The following is an 18,123-nucleotide window of genomic DNA, read 5'->3' on the forward strand; positions in this document are numbered from 1 at the left end:
GGGCCCGTGCGGCGCGGCCTGGCCTCGGCCGAGGTGCGCCGCGCTGCCGCCGCCACTGCCGCCGCCGGCACCGCCGCTCCGGCCGGGCCACCCGCGCCCCCGGTACCGCGCCCGCGGCCGACGCACCGCCGGGAGGCCGAGCCGCCGGCCCCCCGCGCGCGTCCCGCGGCCGGGACCGGCTGGCCGTACTCCCTCCCGGACCCGTCCCCCGCGCCGTCCCCGCAGCCGGGACGGCGCCCCGCGCACGCGGCCGAGGCGCGACGGGCCGCCGAACCGGCCGCGCGTGGTCGCGCCGACGGGCCCCGACGCGGCGTCGACGCGATGGCCACGGCGCCGTCGATGCGTCCGGTCCCACCGCGTCCGCGGCCCGCCGCGGCGCGCCCGCAGCCGATCTCGCAGCCGACGCCCCTGCCGATCTCGCAGCCGACGCCCCAGCCGGCCCCGCAGCCGGTCTCACAGCCGGTCTCACAGCCGGTCTCACAGCCGGTCCCGCGGCCGACGCCCCAGCCGCGAACGAGCCGGGTGCCGGAGCCGCCGCGGGTTCCGCTGCCGCGGCCCGCGGGCGGTCCGGTCCCGGACGGCCGGGATCCCGCGCTCGTCGCGGTCGACGGCAGCGTGCCGCTCACGGGCTCGGGCGCGCTCGCCGTGCTCGCGCTCCCGCCCGTCGCCACGCTGCCGCGCCGCCGCCGGGTGGCGGCTGCGCGGACCGCCGCCCCGTCCCCGCGTGGGTTCGTGACACCGCCGGTGCTCCGGCAGCCGTGGGTGTCGGACGTGGCCACGATGCGGCGGATGCTCGCCGGCCTGCACCGGATGAGCTAGTGGCCCCCGCCGGAAGTACGGCACGCATCTGGACGGCCCAGCTTCCCGGATCCGCCGATGTACGCACCGATACTCCCGGCGGCGACCACCGGCTGCCGGAAACCGGCTTCTCCCCGGTGGATAGCATCGACGGACCTCGGGCGGTCGGCGCCCGAGCCCGAAACCCGTGGAGGTCTCCCGTGCCCGCGCCCGCATCCCGTCCCGCGTCCGCCCCTGTCCGGGTGCCGGCCGGGACGACGGCCGGGGCGGCGGTACGCGAGGCGGGCCTCCCCACCACCGGGCCCACCGCGGTCGTCGTGGTCCGCGACGCCGGCGGGCAGCTGCGCGACCTCGCCTGGGCGCCGGAGTCCGACGTGGAGGTGGAGGCGGTCGCCGCCGACACCGACGAGGGTCGCAGCGTCATCCGGCACTCCGCGGCGCACGTGCTCGCGCAGGCCGTTCAGCAGCTGCGGCCGGAGGCCAAGCTGGGCATCGGCCCGCCCATCACCGACGGCTTCTACTACGACTTCGACGTCGACCAGCCGTTCACCCCGGACGACCTGAGCAAGCTCGAGTCGTCCATGAAGAAGATCATCAAGGCCGGCCAGCGGTTCTCCCGCCGCCGTTTCGACTCGCGCGACGACGCCCGCAAGGAGCTCGCCGACGAGCCGTACAAGCTGGAGCTGATCGATCTCAAGGGCGCTCCCGGTGAGGACGTCGTGGAGGTCGACGCCTCCGGGGAGCTCACCATCTACGACAACGTGCACGCCCACACCGGGGAGACCGTCTGGTCGGACCTGTGCCGCGGCCCGCACGTGCCCACCACCCGGTTCATCCCGGCGTTCAAGCTGATGCGCACCGCGGCGGCGTACTGGCGCGGTGACGAGAAGAACCCGCAGCTGCAGCGCATCTACGGCACCGCGTGGGAGAGCCAGGAGGCCCTCGACGCGCACCTGGAGCGCCTCGCCGAGGCCGAGCGCCGCGACCACCGCCGCCTGGGTGCCGAGCTGGACCTGTTCTCCTTCCCGGACGAGATCGGCTCCGGCCTCGCGGTGTTCCACCCGAAGGGCGGGGTGATCCGCAGGGAGCTGGAGGACTACTCGCGCAAGCGCCACGAGGAGGCGGGCTACGAGTTCGTCAACACCCCGCACATCACCAAGGCGCAGCTGTTCGAGACCTCGGGGCACCTGTCCTGGTACCGCGAGGGCATGTACCCGGCGATGCACCTCGACGAGGAGCTGAACGCCGACGGCACCGTGCGCAAGCCCGGCCAGGACTACTACCTGAAGCCGATGAACTGCCCGATGCACAACCTGATCTTCCGGTCGCGCGGGCGGTCCTACCGCGAGCTGCCGCTGCGGATGTTCGAGTTCGGCAGCGTGTACCGGTACGAGAAGTCGGGCGTGGTGCACGGGCTGACCCGGGTCCGCGGCATGACCCAGGACGACGCCCACATCTACTGCACCCAGGAGCAGATGCAGGGCGAGATCCGGTCGCTGCTGAAGTTCGTGCTCGACCTGCTGGCCGACTACGGCCTCGACGACTTCTACCTCGAGCTCTCCACGAAGGACCCGGAGAAGTCGATCGGCTCCGACGAGGACTGGGAGCGCGCCACCGACGCCCTGCGCGAGGCCGCCGAGGCCAGCGGGCTGGACCTGGTGCTCGACCCGGGTGGCGCCGCTTTCTACGCCCCGAAGATCAGCGTGCAGGTCAAGGACGCGATCGGGCGCGGCTGGCAGATGTCAACCATCCAGGTCGACCTCATGGAGCCGGGACTGTTCGGCCTGGAGTACACCGCGGCCGACGGTTCCCGCCAGCAGCCGGTCATGATCCACCGCGCGCTGTTCGGCTCCATCGAGCGGTTCTTCGGCGTGCTCACCGAGCACTACGCGGGCGCGTTCCCGGCGTGGCTGGCCCCGGTGCAGGTCGTGGCCATCCCGGTCACCGACGAGCAGGTGCCCTACGTCGAGGACGTCGCGCGGCAGCTGCGGGCCCGCGGGGTCCGCGTCGAGGTGGACGCGAGCGACGACCGGATGCAGAAGAAGATCCGCACCCACACCATGCAGAAGGTGCCGTTCCTGCTGCTCGTGGGCGGCCGGGACGCCGAGGCGGGCGCGGTCAGCTTCCGGTTCCGCGACGGCACGCAGCGCAACGGGGTGCCCACCGCCGACGCCGTGGCCGCCGTGACGGAGTGGATCGGGAGCCGCACCAACACCTCGCCGACGGCGGAGGTCTTCGCCGCGACGCCCGCACCATGAACGCCGGAGTGGTGGGCCCACCGGCGTAGCACGGCCGCAGGGCCAACCCCGTCGGCGCTGGGTCCCGGGAGGGCCGCGGCGCGCGTCGCACGGCGCTTAGGATCGGCGCATGGGTGAGGCGGGCGAGCCGGCGTACGAGGCGCGCGACGGCATCGGCACGCCCGACGGGTTCCGCAGGCTGTGGACGCCGCACCGGCTGGCCTACATCAAGGAGGCCGGTGCGGAGGGCTGCCCGTTCTGCCGCATCCCGACGCTCTCCGACGAGGAGGGGCTCGTCGTGGCCCGCGGCGTCACCGTGTACGCGGTGCTGAACCTGCACCCCTACAACCCCGGGCACCTCATGGTGCTGCCCTACCGGCACGTCGCGGAGCTGGAGGACCTCGAACCGGACGAGGCGGGCGAGCTCATGGCGTTCACCCAGGCGGCGGTGCGGGCCATGCGGCGGGTGGCGGCGCCGCACGCGTTCAACGTGGGGCTCAACCTGGGCACCGTGGCGGGCGGGTCGCTCGCCGAGCACCTGCACCAGCACGTGGTGCCGCGGTGGGGCGGCGACGCCAACTTCATCACGGTGATCGGCCAGACCAAGGTGATCCCGCAGCTGCTGTCCGAGACCCGGTCGCTGCTCGCCGACGCGTGGCCGACGGCGGAGAGGCGGTCGGGCGAGCGGCAGTAGGCTTGATTGCACTAGAGGCGGCGTGGCCGGCTGTCCCGGCGATCAAGCAGGAGTCCATGCTCAACGTCTTCGCCCGTGTGCAGGTCAACCGCGTGACCGAACCCGTCGGCCGTTGGCTCGTCGCGCGGGGGGTCGCGCCCGACGTGGTCACGGTGATCGGCACGGTCGGCTCGGTCGCCGCTGCGCTGTGGTTCCTCCCGCGGGACGAGCTGTTCGCCGGCGCCGCGGTGGTCACGCTGTTCGTGCTGCTCGACCTCGTCGACGGGGCGATGGCCCGCGCCCGCGGGTACAGCACACCGTTCGGGGCCGTGCTCGACTCCACCTGTGACCGGGTCGCCGACGGCGCCCTCTTCGCGGGGCTCACCTGGTGGTGCCTCGGCGCGGGCGGGGAGCGGGTGCTCGGCGTCGCGGCGCTGCTGTGCCTGGTGTCGGGCCAGCTGGTCTCCTACATCAAGGCGCGGGCGGAGGGCGCGGGCCTGTCCGCCGACGGCGGTCTCGTCGAGCGCGCCGAGCGGTTGATCGTGGCGCTGGTCGGCGCCGGGCTGCACGGGCTCGGCGTGCCGTACGCGCTGCACGTCGCGCTCTGGCTGCTCGCGGTGGCGTCGGTGTGGACGGTCGGGCAGCGGATCGCGGCGGTGTACCGCAGCGCGCGCGACGCGGGCTCCGTCCCCCCACCCGACCCGGCGCCGAACCCATGAGCGAGCGTCAGCGAGCGCGTCACGGGCACGGCGCGGAGCGTCGGCGAGCGAGTCACCGGCACGGCGCGGAGCGGCTCGACGACATCCGGTACGCGCTGGCGTGGCGGCTGGCGCGGACCCTCCCGGCCGGCGTCACCGGGCGCGGGTTCCGGCTCGCGGCCGACCTCGCGGCCCGGCACGGCGGTGGGCCCGCCGTGGGGCTGCGGCGCAACCTCGCGCGCGTCGTGCCGTCGGCCACGCCCGCCGAGCTGGACGCGCTGGTGCGGGCCGGCCTGCGCAGCTACGCCCGCTACTGGTGCGAGATGTTCCGGTTGAGGCCGGGGGACGCGCCCGCCGTGCACGCCCTGATGGACCGCGGCATGAGCGGCACGGCGCCCTTCTACGCGGCGATGGAGGACGGCCGCGGGGTGGTGTTCGCGGTGCCGCACAGCGGCAACTGGGACGCTGCGGGGGTCTGGGTGGTGGAGACGCTGCGCAGGCTCGGCCGCGAGCCCGTGTTCACCACGATGGCGCAGCGGCTGCGCCCGGAGTCGCTCTACCGGCGGTTCCTCGCGTACCGGGAGGCGCTCGGGTTCGAGGTGGTGGCCGCGGAGGCGGGCACCACCGCCCACCGGGCCCTCACCCGGCGGCTGCGGTCCGGCGGCGTGGTCTGCCTCGTGGCCGACCGCGACCTCAGCGGCTCCGGGGTCGAGGTCTCGTTCTTCGACGAGCCCGCGCGGTTCCCGGCGGGGCCTGCGCGGCTGGCGGCGCTCACCGGTGCGGTGCTGATGCCGGCGTACCCGCACTTCAGCCGGGACGGCTGGCTGGTTCCGATCTCCGAACCGGTGCCGGTGGACCGCACCCCGGAGTCGGTGGCGAAGGCCACGCAGGCGATCGCCGACGCGTTCGCCTGCCTCATCGCGCGGGCGCCGCAGGACTGGCACGCGCTCCAGCCGCTGTGGACGGCCGACGTGGAGTCCCGGTGAACCCCGTGCTGATCAACGGCGCGGCGCTGCGGGTGGGGATCGTGTGCCCGTACTCCCTGGACGTCCCCGGCGGGGTGCAGGCGCACGTCGTGGGGCTGGCCGCCGCGCTGGAGCGGCTCGGGCACGCGGTGAGCGTGCTCGCGCCCGCGGGGGAGGGCACCCCGGTGCCGACGTTCGTCACGCCGGCCGGGCGCTCCCTGGGGGTGCCCTACAACGGGTCGGTGGCCAGGGTGGCGTTCGGCCCGCTCACCTACGCGCGGACGCGGCGCTGGCTCGCCGAGCACACGTTCGACGTGCTGCACCTGCACGAGCCCACCACGGTCAGCGTCTCCGTGCTGGCGCTCCTGGCAGCGGAGGGCCCGATCGTCGCGACGTTCCACACCTCCACCGAGCGGTCGCGGGCGCTCGCCGCGTTCGGCGGGGTGCTGCGGCCGCTGATGGAGAAGGTCACCGCGCGGATCGCGGTGTCGCCGCTCGCGCGCCGGGTGCAGGTCGAGCACCTCGGGGGCGACGCCGTCGAGATCCCCAACGGCGTCGACGTGGCGGCGTTCGCCGAGGGGCCGCCGCTCGCCGGGTACCCCCGGCCGGGCACCGTCGGGTTCGTGGGCCGGTTCGACGAGCCCCGCAAGGGGATGCCGGTGCTGCTGGACGCGGTGCGCCGGCTCGCCCCGGACCGGCCGGACCTGCGGGTGCTCGTCGTGGGGCGGGGTGACGCCGCGGCCCTGCGGCGCCAGGCCGGGCCGGTGGCCGACCGGCTCGACGTCCTCGGCCCGGTCGCCGATGCCACGAAGGCGGCCGCGCTGCGGTCGCTCGACGTGTTCTGTGCGCCGAACCTCGGCGGCGAGAGCTTCGGCATCGTCCTCACCGAAGCGCTGGCCGCGGGCGCGCCGGTGGTCGCCAGCGACCTGGACGCCTTCCGCGCCGTGCTGGGGGAGGAGCGGCCGGCCGGCGAGCTGTTCCCGGTGGGCGACGGGGCGGCGCTCGCCGAGCGGCTCGCGACCCTGCTGGACGACCCCGCGCGCCGGGCGGCCCTCAGCGTGGCCGGCCGGAGGCGCGCGGAGGAGTTCGGCTGGCCCGTGGTCGCGGCCGCGGTGCTACGGGTCTACCGGGCGGCGATCGCCGCGGACCCGCGCCGGGTGGCGGCGCAGTGGGCCCGATGACTCCCCCGATGATGCGACGGCACACACCCGATCGGGACGGCACACATGCCCGGCGCTCTGTACCGTCGCCACTCGATGTGTGCGCTCGCCCGGCGCTGGGGGCGCGGTTCCGGTGAACCTTCTGCTGTGGTTGCTCCTCGGCCTCGCCGTCGTCGTGCTGGTGGGGCTCGCGACGCTGGTCGCCGGGCGGATCCGGCGGCTGCACCGGCTGCACGTGCGCACGGACGCCGCGCGGGCGGCGCTCGAGTCGGCGCTCGAGCGCCGGGCCGCCCAGGCGCTCGAGGTGGCGGCTGTGCTGGAGGCGGTGCCGGCCCTCCGGGACCGTGCGCGGGGACTGCGTGCCGCCGTGGCCGGGACCCGCGCCGCACAGGCGGGCGAGGGTGACCGCGAGGCCGCGGAGAACGTGCTGGGACGTGCGCTCGCCGGCGCGCCACGGTCGGCGCTGCCCGGCCCCGTGTTCGAGGAGTTGGTGGACGCCGAGCAGCTGCTCGTCCTCGCCCGGCGGGTGCACAACGACGCCGTCCGCGACACCCGGGAGCTGCGCTCGCGGCGGCTGGTGCGCTGGCTGCACCTCGCGGGCACGGCGCCGATGCCCGAGTACTTCGAGATAGCGGAGTACTCCGAGATCGCCGACCCCGCGCCGCCGGCCGGTGTGACGACGGCCGCCCCCGCACGCCCACCGATGAGGCCCCCGGCCTGACGTACCATCGGGTGAACCGCCAGCAGAACCGAGAGGTAGACGGCCGTGTCCTCCCCCGAAACGCCCACCACCGCCCCCGCATTGGGAACCGCGCGCGTCAAGCGCGGCATGGCGGAGATGCTCAAGGGCGGCGTGATCATGGACGTCGTCACCCCGGATCAGGCGAAGATCGCCGAGGACGCGGGCGCCGTGGCCGTCATGGCGCTCGAGCGCGTGCCGGCCGACATCCGCGCCCAGGGCGGCGTGGCCCGGATGAGCGACCCCGACATGATCGAGGGCATCATCGAGGCGGTCTCGATCCCGGTGATGGCCAAGGCCCGCATCGGCCACTTCGTCGAGGCGCAGGTGCTGCAGTCGCTCGGCGTCGACTACGTCGACGAGTCCGAGGTGCTCACGCCCGCCGACGAGGCCCACCACATCGACAAGTGGGCGTTCACCGTGCCGTTCGTGTGCGGCGCCACCAACCTGGGCGAGGCGCTGCGCCGCATCTCCGAGGGCGCGGCCATGATCCGCTCCAAGGGCGAGGCCGGCACCGGCAACGTCGTCGAGGCCACCCGGCACATGCGGTCGATCCGCTCCGAGATCCGCAAGCTCGCCGCGCTCGACGAGGCGGAGCTGTACGTCGCGGCGAAGGAGCTGCGGGCGCCGTACGAGCTGGTTGCCGAGGTCGCGAAGGCCGGCAAGCTCCCGGTCGTGCTGTTCACCGCGGGCGGCATCGCCACCCCCGCCGACGCCGCGATGATGATGCAGCTGGGCGCCGAGGGCGTGTTCGTGGGCTCGGGCATCTTCAAGTCCGGCGACCCGGCGCAGCGCGCCGAGGCCATCGTCAAGGCCACCACCTTCCACGACGACCCCGACGTGATCGCCAAGGTCTCCCGTGGCCTCGGCGAGGCGATGGTCGGCATCAACGTCGCCGAACTCCCCGCGGAGCAGCGCTACGCCGCGCGGGGCTGGTGACGCGGCCCGTCCCTCGATCCGGTCGAGTTCGCCCCCGGTGAGGTGATCGACCCGGCCGGAGCAGTGATCGCTGCTTAGTGTCCGCCGTGTCCGAGTTGTGACTCGAGGTGCGGGGGAGACGGATGAGGCGATCTCTGACCATCGCGGCCATCGTCGGGACGGTCGTGCTCGGGAGCGCTTCGACGGCCGGTGCGTCGCCCGCGCCTGCGCCGCCGCCCGCCGCCCCGGCCGGGTCCGCGGGGCAGGAGACGAGCGCCGCCGTGCTGCACGGCTGGGGCGAACCCAACCGCGTCGACGAGTTCGACGGGAAGCTCGGGGAGGGCTGGAACGTCTACGACGGGCCCGGCCACGCCGGTCAGGGGCGCCGCACCCCAGACGCGCTGAGCTTCGCCGACGGCATCATGACGATCACGGGCAGCCCGAAGGGCGACACCGCGGGCATGGCATGGGACCCGGGGCAGCGCTACGGCCGCTGGGAGGGCCGGGTCAAGGCGCCCGCGAGCGACGAGTCCTACAACGCCCTGCTGCTGCTGTGGCCCGACGCCGAGGACTTCCCGGAGGGCGGCGAGATCGACTTCATGGAGATGATGGACCACACCCGCCAGACCACGAACCTGTTCCTGCACTACGGCAAGGACAACGACCAGGTCGGCGGCAAGGTGAAGATCGACGCCACCCAATGGCACAACTGGGCCGTGGAATGGGCGCCCACCCACGTGGCGGCGTTCGTGGACGGCAAGGAGTGGTGGCGCACCGAGAAGGTCGACATCCTCCCGCCGCGGGCCATGCACCTGTGCGTCCAGCTCGACTGGTTCCCCGAGGACGGCAAGGGTGAGGTCCAGGAGTCGCACATGCTGGTCGACTGGGTGAAGCAGTACCCGTACCCGGGGGCCGACGACGAGGGCGCCCCGCTGCGGGAAGGTGCGCCCGACCCGAACCGCGTGCTGCAGTCGTCGCAGCGGGCACCGTCGGGGAGGTAGGCAGGCCCGTTGGCACCGGGCCCCCGGGGGACGGCAGAGTGTGGGCCGTGGACTCGGGCGACGGTGCCGTGGGATCGCGGGATGACGATCGGCTGGTCGGCCCCCTGCTGCGCGGATGGCGGAGGCGGGCGCTGCTCACGCAGGAGCAGCTGGCGGAGCGGGCCGGGCTCTCCGCGCGCACGATCCGGCGGCTGGAGTCCGGCGACCCGACGGCACACCCGCACGGCACGTCCCTGCAGCTGCTGGCCGCGGCGCTGAACCTGAGCGAGGCGGACCGGGCGACGCTCGCGGCGGCGGTGGGTGGCGCGCCGGACCGGACGGCCGGCCCCGGTGAGCCGGCGGCCTCCGACGGGTGGGCCACGCCGCGGCAGCTCCCGTCGAACGTCCACGGGTTCGTCGGCCGGGACGACGACATCGCCCGGCTCGACAAGATCATGGGTGATCTCGGCGGGGACGACTCGGCGCCCATCGTCATCTCGGCGATCGACGGAACCGCGGGGATCGGGAAGACGGCCCTCGCCGTCCACTGGGCCCATCACGCGAAGCAGCACTTCCCGGACGGCCAGCTCTACCTCGACCTGCGCGGGTACGGGCCGGGTGAGCCGGTGCGCCCCGCCGACGCGCTGGCGGCGCTGTTGCGCTCGTCGGGGGTCGACCCCGACCGCGTCCCGGCCGGGGTGGACGAGCGCTCCGCCCTGCTGCGCAGCACGCTGGCCACGCGGCGGGTGCTGATCGTGCTCGACAACGCGAAGGACAGCGACCAGGTGCGGCCGCTCCTGCCGGGGAGCGCCGCCGTCGTGCTCGTGACGAGCAGGCGGAAGCTGCGCGCGCTCTCGGTCCGCCACGGCGCCCGCCACCTCACCCTGGACCTGCTCCCCGAGCACGACGCGCTGGAGCTGCTGGCCGAGGCGATCGGCCGGGACCGCGTGGCGGCCGAGCCGGAGGAGGCGTCCGCGATCGTCCGGCTGTGCGCGCGCCTGCCGCTCGCGCTGCGCCTGGCCGCCGAGCGGGCCGGCGGGATGCCCGGCAGGCCGCTCCGCGAGCTCGCGGCCGAGCTCGCCGACCACCGCGGCCGCCTGGCGGCGCTGTCGATCGACGAGAGCCCGGACACCGACCTGCGCTCGGTCTTCGCGTGGTCCTACGACGCGCTCGATCCCGAGTCGGCACGCATGTTCGACGTCCTCGGCCTCCATCCGGGGAACGGCATCGGCGTGTCGGCCGCGGCCGCCCTCGCCGGGGTGCCGCCGGCGCGAGCGGCCGCGGCGCTCGGGCGCCTGGTGAACGCCAGCATGCTCGAGGAGCCGTTCCCCGGCCGGTTCGAGCTGCACGACCTGCTGCGCGAGTACTCCTGCGCCCGTGCCGGGCAGGACGCGGGCCTCCGCACGCCCGCCCGCGGCCGCCTGTTGCAGTGGTACGTCTACACCGCGGCGGATGCGCGGGCCCAGCTCGCCGCGACCCCGCACGAGCTGCCGATCCCGCCCGATCCGCCGGAGGGCATCACGCCCGAGCGGTTCGCCGGTCAGCGCGCCGCCGCGGAGTGGTTCGACGCCGAGCAGGACGCGATCGTCGAGATCGTGCGGTGGGCCGGCGACCCCCGCCAGCGGGAAGCCGCTGCCGTGCTCGGCCAGCTGACCTGGCCGCACTTCTACGTGCGCGGCCTCTGGCACCAGATGCGGCTGGTCGGGGAGGCGGGGGTCGACCACGCCGTCGCCATCGGGGACGCCCTCCTCGAGGCGAAGATCCGCAACGGGCTCAGCAAGCCGTACGGCCACCTTCCCGGCTGTGCCGGCAAGGACGACATCGAGACGAGCCGCGCGGCCCTCGCGATCTTCGAGCGGCTGGGCATCCGCAGGGGGCAGGCGAGCAGCCTGCTGAACCTCGGGAGTTCCTACCGCGACGCGAAACGGCCTGAGGAGGCGCGGGAGGCGCTCGAGCGGGCGAGGGACCTGTACCTGGAGGAGGGCAACCAGCTCTACGCCGCCTTCGCCCTGAACAACCTGGCCGGGCTGCTGGTGGATCTCGGCCGGGCCGACGAGGCGCTCGGCCACGCACGTCGTGCCGTCGAGGTCATCCGGGACGGCCCCGAACCGTTCCGGCTGGTGCCGGCGTTGGTCACGCTCGCAGGCGTCCACGCGGCGCGGGGAGACCACGACGCGGCCGTCCGGACCTACCGGGAGGCGGTCGCGGCGGCGGACCGCCTCGACGTCAGGTACGAGACGGTCCCGCTGCGGATCAGGTTGGGCCGTCAGCTGGCCGCGGCCGGCGCGGAGGAGGAGGCGATGGAGGTGTGGCGGGAGGCGCATCGGCTGTGCCTCGAGCGCGGCGATCCGGCGACCGAGGAGGTCGAGCGCCTCCTGGGGGTGGCGCGGTAGCCGCGATGCGTCAGACGTACTCCATCACCAGCACCGCGGTGCACCCCGCCGCGAGCGCCTCGTAGGTGTGCGGGCGGTCGCCCGGGAAGCGCGCGTAGTCGCCCACGCCGAGCTCCACCTCGCCGCCGACGGGCCCGGCGCGCCACCGCCCGGCCGTGACGACCATGTGCTCGGTGGTGCCGGGGATGTGGCTGTCGGCGGCGCGCTGCGGCCCCGGCTCGCCCGCGATGACGTGCAGGTCGCGGCGCGCACCGGGCGGGCAGGCCGCGAGCAGGGTGCCGGTGAACGGGGCGTGCTCGGACGGGATCGTGATCCCCTCGCCCGCGCGCAGCACCTGGACCGGGGCGGCCGGTGGGTCGACCAGGCGGCTGAACGGGATGTCGAGCACGACGGCGAGCGCCCAGAGCGTCTCCACGCTCGGGTTGCCCGTGCCCGCCTCCAGCTGGGAGAGCGTCGACTTCGCGATGCCGGCGCGGCGGGCGAGCTCGGTGAGCGAGATCCCGTGCCGCTCGCGCTCGCGGCGCAGCGATGCCGCGATGACGGAGAGCGGGCCTGTTCGGTCCATCGGACTCCTTGTTCGGCTTGACGAACACGCTCGGGCTCGTTCACTCTATCGGACATGCGTTCGTTCAGCCGAACACTCGCGGCTCTGCACCGGGACGACCTCCGCGACGCACTCGCGCTGGCCGCGGCGATCGCCGTGGTCGGCGCGTCGTTCGGTGCCCTGGCCGGCACCGCCGGGGTGCCGTTCGTCCTCATGGTCGCGCTGTCGGTGGTGGTGTTCGCGGGCGCGTCGCAGTTCCTGGTGGTGGCCGTGGTGGCGGCGGGCGGCAACGTGTTCGCGGCCGTGGCCGCCGGGCTGCTGATGAACGCGCGGCACGTGCCCTTCGGGCTGGCCATCGGCGGCACCATCGCCGACCGCTGGCCGGCGCGGCTGCTGGGAGCGCACCTGCTCGTCGACGAGGTGGTCGCGTTCTCCCGGGCCCGGGGGAGCGGACCCCGCGGGCGCACCGCCTACTGGACCTGCGGGTTCCTGCTGTTCGCCTTCTGGAACGCGGGTGCGGTCGTGGGCAGGCTGGCCGGCTCGGCCATCCCGGACCCGGCCGCGTTCGGCGTCGACGCCGCATTCCCGGCGGCCCTGCTCGCCCTGCTGCTGCCCGCGCTGCGCCGGGCGGACGCCCGCCGGGTCGGGCTCGCCGCCGCGGTCGTGGCGCTGGCCGCCGCCCCGTTCCTGCCGGCCGGCGTGCCGGTGATCGTCGGTCTCGTCGGCCTGCTGGCGGCGCGCACGGCGACAGTCGCGAGGGGGGAGTCGTGAGCTGGGCGGCCGTTCTCGTCCTCGGTGCGGGCACCTACCTGATGCGCCTCGCCGGCATCGTCCTGCGCGACCGGCTCTCGGTACCGGAGCGCGTGGAGCGCTACCTCGACCTGGCCGCCACCGCCTTGCTGGTGGCGCTCGTCGCCACCGCCACCCTCACCGAGGGCGGCGGGTTCGCCGGCTGGGCGCGGCCGGCGGGCGTGCTCGTCGGGGCGGTGGCGGCGTGGCGTCGCGTGCCGTTCGTCCTGGTCGTGGTGCTCGCCGCCGGCACGGCGGCCGGGCTGCGGGTGCTCGGGGTGCCGTGATCCCCTACCCGGGCGCCACGTCGTACCGGGCGAACCGGCGCGTGAACGTCGCCGCGCCCGCGGTGAGGGCGCGCAGGTCGACGGCGTAGCGCAGGAGCTCGACGCTCGGCACTTCGGCCTGCACGAGGGTGCGGCCCTGGCCGGCGACATCGGTGCCCAGCACCCGGCCGCGCCTGCCGGACAGGTCGCCGAGCACCGACCCGAGGTGCTCGTCGGGCACCCGGATCGACACCTCGTCGTACGGCTCGAGCACGACCACCCCGCAGGCCTGCGCGGCCTCCCGCAGCGCGAGGGCGCCCGCGGTCTGGAACGCGGCGTCGGAGGAGTCGACGCTGTGGGCCTTGCCGTCCACCAGCGTGGCGCGGAAGTCGACCACGGGCTGGTGGTCGTCGGTGAGGCCGCGGTCGGCCTGTGCCCGGATCCCCTTCTCGACGCTCGGGATGAACTGGTTCGGGACCGCCCCGCCGAAGATCTTGTCGACGAACTCGATGCCCGCGCCCCGGGGGAGCGGCTCGAACTCGACGTGGCACACGGCGTACTGCCCGTGCCCGCCGGACTGCTTGACGTGCCGGCCCGTGACCTTCGCCTGCTTGGCGAGGGTGGCGCGCAGTGGGACACGGACCGGCTCGGTGTCGACCTCGGCCCCGCCGGCCCGAACCCGGGAGAGCACGACGTCGGCGTGGGCCTCGCCCATGCACCACAGCACGGTCTGGTGGGTTTCCTGGTTGCGTTCCAGACGCAGGGTCGGGTCGGCGGCGACGATCTTGGCGAGGGTCTTGACCATGGCGTCCTCGTCGCCGCGCGTGCGGGCCACGATGGCGACGGGCAGCAGCGGCTCGGGCAGGTTCCAGCACGAGAGCAGCAGCGGGTGGTCCGCCGCCGACACGGTGTCGCCGGTCTCGGCGCTGCCGAGCTTCGTGAGCGCGCAGATGTCGCCGGCGATGCACTCGTCGACCTCGCGGAGCGTGGCGCCGAGCGGCCCGTAGATGTGGGCGAGCTTCTCGTCGGCGTCGTGGCCGTCGGCCTCGCCCGTGCGCTGGGTCGGGATACCGGTGGGGTGGCCGCTCACGTGCACGGTGGACTCGGGGCGCAGCGTTCCGGAGAACACCCGCACGAGTGACACGCGGCCGACGTAGGGGTCGGCGGAGGTCCGCACGACCTCCGCGGCGAGCGGCCCGTCCGGGTCGGCGACGAGCGGCGCGTGCTCGGCCCCGTCGACGCCGGTGACGCCGGGCAGCGGGTGTTCGAGGGGCGACGGGAACCCGCCGACCATGACCTCCAGCAGCGCGTCCAGGCCGGTGCCGGACGCGGCGCAGACGGGGATCACCGGGTGGAACGTGCCGCGGGCGACCGCGGTCTCCAGGTCGTCGATGAGCGTGCCGACCTCGATGTCCTCGCCGCCGAGGTAGCGGTCCATGAGCGTCTCGTCCTCGGACTGCTCGATGATGCCCTCGATCAGCCCGGCCCGCGCGTCGTCGGCGCCGGGAGGGGCCTGCCCGGCCGGGGTCTGGCTGAGCAGGCCGTAGAGGCCGGTGAGGGTGGCACCGTCGCGCAGCGGGAGGTAGAGCGGGGCCACGCCGGTGCCGAACGCCTCCTGGCAGGCGGCGATCGTCGCCTCGATGTCGGCGCGCGGGTTGTCGCAGCGGGCGACGACGACCGCGCGGGGCATGCCCACCGCGGCGCATTCCTCCCACTGGGCCACGATCGTGGGGTCGATCGGGCCCTCGCGGCCCGCGTTGGCCGGCACGACGAAGAGCGCGGCGTCGGCGGCGCGCAGCCCGGCGCGCAGCTCACCGACGAAGTCACCGTACCCGGGCGTGTCGATCAGGTTGATCTTGGTGTCCGCGTGGAGGAGGGGAGCGACGGACAGCGCGACCGATCGCTGCTGGCGGACGGCCGCCGGGTCGTGGTCGCAGATGGTGGTGCCGTCGAGCACGGTGCCCGCGCGCGGGATCTCGCCGGTGTGCGCGAGCAGCGCTTCCACCAGCGTCGTCTTCCCGGAGCCGGACGGTCCGACGAGAACCGCGTTGCGCACCCGGGCCGGATCACTGGCGGCGGGGGCCGTCCCACGGCTCCCCGCGCGCTGCCCGGCCTCTGCTCTGACCGCCATCGAGGACCACCTCCGCGACGCTGCGTGTGACGTGCCCGCCATCACACACCCGTCCCGGAACGCCCACAACCCCCTGCCGGCTCGCTTCGGCCGGCAGGGGCGGGGCGGTTCACGCAGGTGCGCGGGTTGCCGAGGCGAGCAGCTGGGCCGCGCCGAGGAACGCCAGCGCGATGCCGGCCACTGCGCCGATCACGGCGACGCTCCCGCTGCGGCTCATCGTCGGCAACGCCACCACCAGGACGAACCCCCCCACCGCGCGCAGGCACCCGATCATGAGCGTCGCACCGCGCGGCGGCTGCGTGAAGAGCCGGATCAGCGCGACCCACATGAGCGTGGCCGGCGTGCCGAGGAACACGAGCCCGAGCACCGCGAGGAGGGTGGCCATCGCCCGGTCGGTGGCCGGGCCGCCGGACTGCAGCCAGACCAGGGCGCCGCCGGTCGCGACGAGCGCGAGGAGGGTGACGACGACGGTGGCGATGGTGCAGCAGACCAGCGGGGCGACCGGCCGGCGGCCGGGGGCGGCCGGGTGGGGCGTCGTCATCTGCGTCATGTCGGTCGTCCTCCCGCTCACGCCTGCTGCGCCGGGAACAGGATCTCGGTCTGCTGCCGGCTGACCCGGCGGACGATCACGGCGAGCAGGACGACGGTCGGCGCGAACACCAGCGCCAGCATGGTGTTGTACAGCGCGGTGCCGAGGACACCCTGCACCGCCTCGGCGCCGCCGCCGACGAGCCGGCCGTCGGGTGTGTAGGTGAGCACGTGGACCGGGAACAGGGGCCGGCCGAACAGCGCCAGCAGCGTGCCCCCGGTCACGATCCCCCACCAGACCCGCACGAGGCGCACCGTGTCGTCGGCCGGGTGGTCCGGGCTGCTGCCGATGCAGATGTCCTCGAGGATGGGCCGCGACCACCAGTAGTTCGCGAACGGCACCACCATTCCCGCCACGGAGAAGCCGGGGGAGTAGCGGAAGCGGTACTCCGGTGACATGACCCCCGCGTTGGTGCGCGCCCGGTGGACCCAGACGAGCCAGGTGATGCCGGCCGCGACGATGATCGGGAGCATCAGCAGCACGAACGTGAGGGACGAGGACGCGGAGTACTGCTGCCAGAACGCGTCCTCACCGATCCAGCCGCTGACGTGGTCGGAGATCAGCCCGTAGGTGGACCAGTCCTGGAAGAGCGGCAGCACGTACAGCAGGCCGGTGGCCGCGAGGAGCGCGGCGGCGGCGGTGCCCAGTCCGTTGATCGGGCGCGGCCGGGCGGGTGCGGCGGTCGGGACGGGCTCGGCGGTCGGGACGGGCTCGGCGGGCGGGACGGCGGTCATCGGTACCTCCGTGGTGCGGGGGGCGGGACACCTCGGACGACCTGGACCGGGGACGGGGCGTTGGGTGCTGTGGCGCACGTCACGTCACATGCGCGCGGATAAGGTGCGGAGGTGCCAGTTCCCGGTCCCGGATACGCCATCACCGCGCGGGTCGAGGTGCCCGCCTCCGCCAGCGCCGCGGGCGACCTCACGATGGCGGTCGGCCGCGTCGGCGGCGTCGTCACCGCGTTCGACGTCGTCGAGTCGCACACGGCCACGCTCGTGGTCGACATCAGCTGCAACGCGCTCAACGAGGCGCACGCGGGCGAGATCACCGCGGCGCTCGAGGCGCTGCCCGGCGTGCGGGTCCGCAAGGTCTCCGACCGCACGTTCCTCGTGCACCTGGGCGGGAAGCTGGAGGTGCAGTCGAAGGTCAGCCTGCGCAACCGCGACGACCTCTCCCGCGCCTACACCCCGGGCGTCGCCCGGGTCTGCCAGGCGATCGCGGCCAACCCGGCCGACGCGCGCCGGCTGACGATCAAGCGCAACACCGTCGCGGTGGTCACCGACGGGTCGGCCGTGCTCGGGCTGGGCAACCTCGGCGCCGCCGCCGCGATGCCCGTGATGGAGGGCAAGGCGGCGCTGTTCAAACGGTTCGCCGGGGTGGACGCCTGGCCGGTCTGCCTCGACACGCAGGACACCGAGGAGATCATCCGGACCGTCCAGATCCTCGCCCCGGCCTACGGCGGCATCAACCTGGAGGACATCGCCGCGCCGCGCTGCTTCGAGATCGAGGCCCGGCTGCGGGAGCTGCTCGACATCCCCGTGTTCCACGACGACCAGCACGGCACCGCCGTCGTGGTGCTGGGCGCGCTGCGCAACGCGCTGCGCGTGGTCGGCAAGCCGATCGCCGACTGCAAGGTGGTGGTCTGCGGGGTCGGTGCGGCCGGCTCGGCGATCATCCGGCTGCTGCAGTCCAACGGCGGGCCGGGCGACGTCGTGGCCGTCGACATCGAGGGGATCGTCCACCGCGATCGCCCCGGGCTCGACGACAACCTGCGCTGGATCGCCGAGCACACGAACGTCGAGGGCGCCACCGGGTCGCTCGCCGACGCGCTCGTCGGCGCCGACGTGTTCATCGGCGTGTCGGCGCCCAACCTGTTCGGGGCCGCCGAGCTGAAGACGATGGCCCGCGACGCCGTGGTGTTCGCGCTCGCGAACCCCGATCCCGAGATCGACCCCGCGATCGCCACCGCGTACGCCGCGGTCGTGGCCACGGGCCGCTCGGACTACCCGAACCAGATCAACAACGTGCTCGCGTTCCCCGGCGTGTTCCGCGGGCTGCTCGACGCGCAGGCCCGCGACATCACCGACGCGATGCTGATCGCGGCGGCCCACGCCATCGCCGACGTCGTCACCGAACCGAACCCGTCGTTCATCGTGCCGAGCGTGTTCGACTCCGCCGTCGCCCCCGCCGTCGCGGAGGCCGTGCGCGAGGCCACGCGGAAGAAGGACGTCGCCCCGGTCTGA

16 protein-coding genes and 1 pseudogene are annotated in these 18,123 nt (G+C 74.6%); 13 read left to right on the forward strand and 4 right to left on the reverse strand.

The genetic code is table 11. The annotated features are described in order from the left end of the window. From ABEA81_RS23800 to ABEA81_RS23845, 10 genes and pseudogenes are all read left to right on the forward strand, one after another. Positions 1–819, forward strand: a pseudogene (locus ABEA81_RS23800) (hypothetical protein); the annotation flags it as partial. Positions 820–998: 179 nt separating this feature from the next. Continuing rightward, positions 999–3,056: a threonine--tRNA ligase gene (gene thrS, locus ABEA81_RS23805; protein WP_345607526.1), complete on the forward strand. Its 2,058-nt coding sequence runs from the start codon at positions 999–1,001 to the stop codon at positions 3,054–3,056. 109 nt (positions 3,057–3,165) lie between these two features. Continuing rightward, a complete protein-coding gene (locus tag ABEA81_RS23810; protein ID WP_345607527.1) occupies positions 3,166–3,729 on the forward strand; it encodes an HIT family protein in 564 nt (187 codons plus the stop codon). A 56-nt stretch (positions 3,730–3,785) separates the two neighbouring features. Then, complete coding sequence (gene pgsA, locus ABEA81_RS23815; RefSeq protein WP_345607528.1) at positions 3,786–4,427, forward strand: phosphatidylinositol phosphate synthase; 642 nt, start codon at positions 3,786–3,788, stop codon at positions 4,425–4,427. Beyond that, complete coding sequence (locus ABEA81_RS23820) at positions 4,424–5,392, forward strand: phosphatidylinositol mannoside acyltransferase (RefSeq protein WP_345607529.1); 969 nt, start codon at positions 4,424–4,426, stop codon at positions 5,390–5,392. The genes pgsA and ABEA81_RS23820 overlap by 4 nt, the downstream gene beginning before the upstream one ends. Before the next feature lie 26 nt (positions 5,393–5,418). After that, positions 5,419–6,552, forward strand: coding sequence for a glycosyltransferase family 4 protein (locus ABEA81_RS23825; protein WP_345607663.1), 1,134 nt, complete (start codon positions 5,419–5,421; stop codon positions 6,550–6,552). A gap of 112 nt (positions 6,553–6,664) precedes the next feature. Further along, a complete protein-coding gene (locus tag ABEA81_RS23830; RefSeq protein ID WP_345607530.1) occupies positions 6,665–7,252 on the forward strand; it encodes an NUDIX hydrolase in 588 nt (195 codons plus the stop codon). A gap of 45 nt (positions 7,253–7,297) precedes the next feature. After that, complete coding sequence (gene pdxS, locus ABEA81_RS23835) at positions 7,298–8,209, forward strand: pyridoxal 5'-phosphate synthase lyase subunit PdxS (RefSeq protein ID WP_345607531.1); 912 nt, start codon at positions 7,298–7,300, stop codon at positions 8,207–8,209. A gap of 122 nt (positions 8,210–8,331) precedes the next feature. Then, complete coding sequence (locus ABEA81_RS23840; RefSeq protein ID WP_345607532.1) at positions 8,332–9,189, forward strand: glycoside hydrolase family 16 protein; 858 nt, start codon at positions 8,332–8,334, stop codon at positions 9,187–9,189. Positions 9,190–9,236: 47 nt separating this feature from the next. Further along, on the forward strand, positions 9,237–11,561 hold the full coding sequence (locus ABEA81_RS23845; protein ID WP_345607533.1) for an ATP-binding protein: 2,325 nt from the start codon (positions 9,237–9,239) through the stop codon (positions 11,559–11,561). Positions 11,562–11,571: 10 nt separating this feature from the next. Here ABEA81_RS23845 and ABEA81_RS23850 read toward each other — a convergent pair whose 3' ends face one another. After that, entirely contained in the window at positions 11,572–12,126 is a 555-nt protein-coding gene (locus tag ABEA81_RS23850) for an XRE family transcriptional regulator (protein WP_345607534.1), read from the reverse strand. A gap of 54 nt (positions 12,127–12,180) precedes the next feature. On the opposite strand from ABEA81_RS23850, the gene ABEA81_RS23855 reads away from it, so the two are divergent. Then, positions 12,181–12,876 carry an AzlC family ABC transporter permease gene (locus ABEA81_RS23855; protein ID WP_345607535.1) on the forward strand — a complete coding sequence of 232 codons (696 nt, stop codon included), beginning with the start codon at positions 12,181–12,183 and terminating at the stop codon, positions 12,874–12,876. Beyond that, positions 12,873–13,181, forward strand: coding sequence for an AzlD domain-containing protein (locus ABEA81_RS23860; protein ID WP_345607536.1), 309 nt, complete (start codon positions 12,873–12,875; stop codon positions 13,179–13,181). The genes ABEA81_RS23855 and ABEA81_RS23860 overlap by 4 nt, the downstream gene beginning before the upstream one ends. A gap of 4 nt (positions 13,182–13,185) precedes the next feature. Here the strand turns inward: ABEA81_RS23860 and ABEA81_RS23865 are convergent, their stop codons facing one another. The 3 genes from ABEA81_RS23865 to ABEA81_RS23875 form a co-directional block, all read right to left on the reverse strand. After that, positions 13,186–15,291, reverse strand: coding sequence for an elongation factor G-like protein EF-G2 (locus ABEA81_RS23865; protein ID WP_345607538.1), 2,106 nt, complete (start codon positions 15,289–15,291; stop codon positions 13,186–13,188). 109 nt (positions 15,292–15,400) lie between these two features. After that, positions 15,401–15,841: a hypothetical protein gene (locus ABEA81_RS23870; RefSeq protein WP_345607539.1), complete on the reverse strand. Its 441-nt coding sequence runs from the start codon at positions 15,839–15,841 to the stop codon at positions 15,401–15,403. Positions 15,842–15,858: 17 nt separating this feature from the next. Next, positions 15,859–16,614, reverse strand: a complete 756-nt coding sequence (locus ABEA81_RS23875) for a DUF4328 domain-containing protein (protein ID WP_345607540.1) — start codon at positions 16,612–16,614, stop codon at positions 15,859–15,861. A gap of 111 nt (positions 16,615–16,725) precedes the next feature. Between ABEA81_RS23875 and ABEA81_RS23880 the strand changes: the two genes are divergently transcribed. Continuing rightward, entirely contained in the window at positions 16,726–18,123 is a 1,398-nt protein-coding gene (locus ABEA81_RS23880; protein WP_345607541.1) for an NAD-dependent malic enzyme, read from the forward strand.

The sequence above is a fragment of the Pseudonocardia adelaidensis genome (assembly GCF_039543345.1).
In the GTDB taxonomy this organism is placed as follows: domain Bacteria; phylum Actinomycetota; class Actinomycetes; order Mycobacteriales; family Pseudonocardiaceae; genus Pseudonocardia; species Pseudonocardia adelaidensis.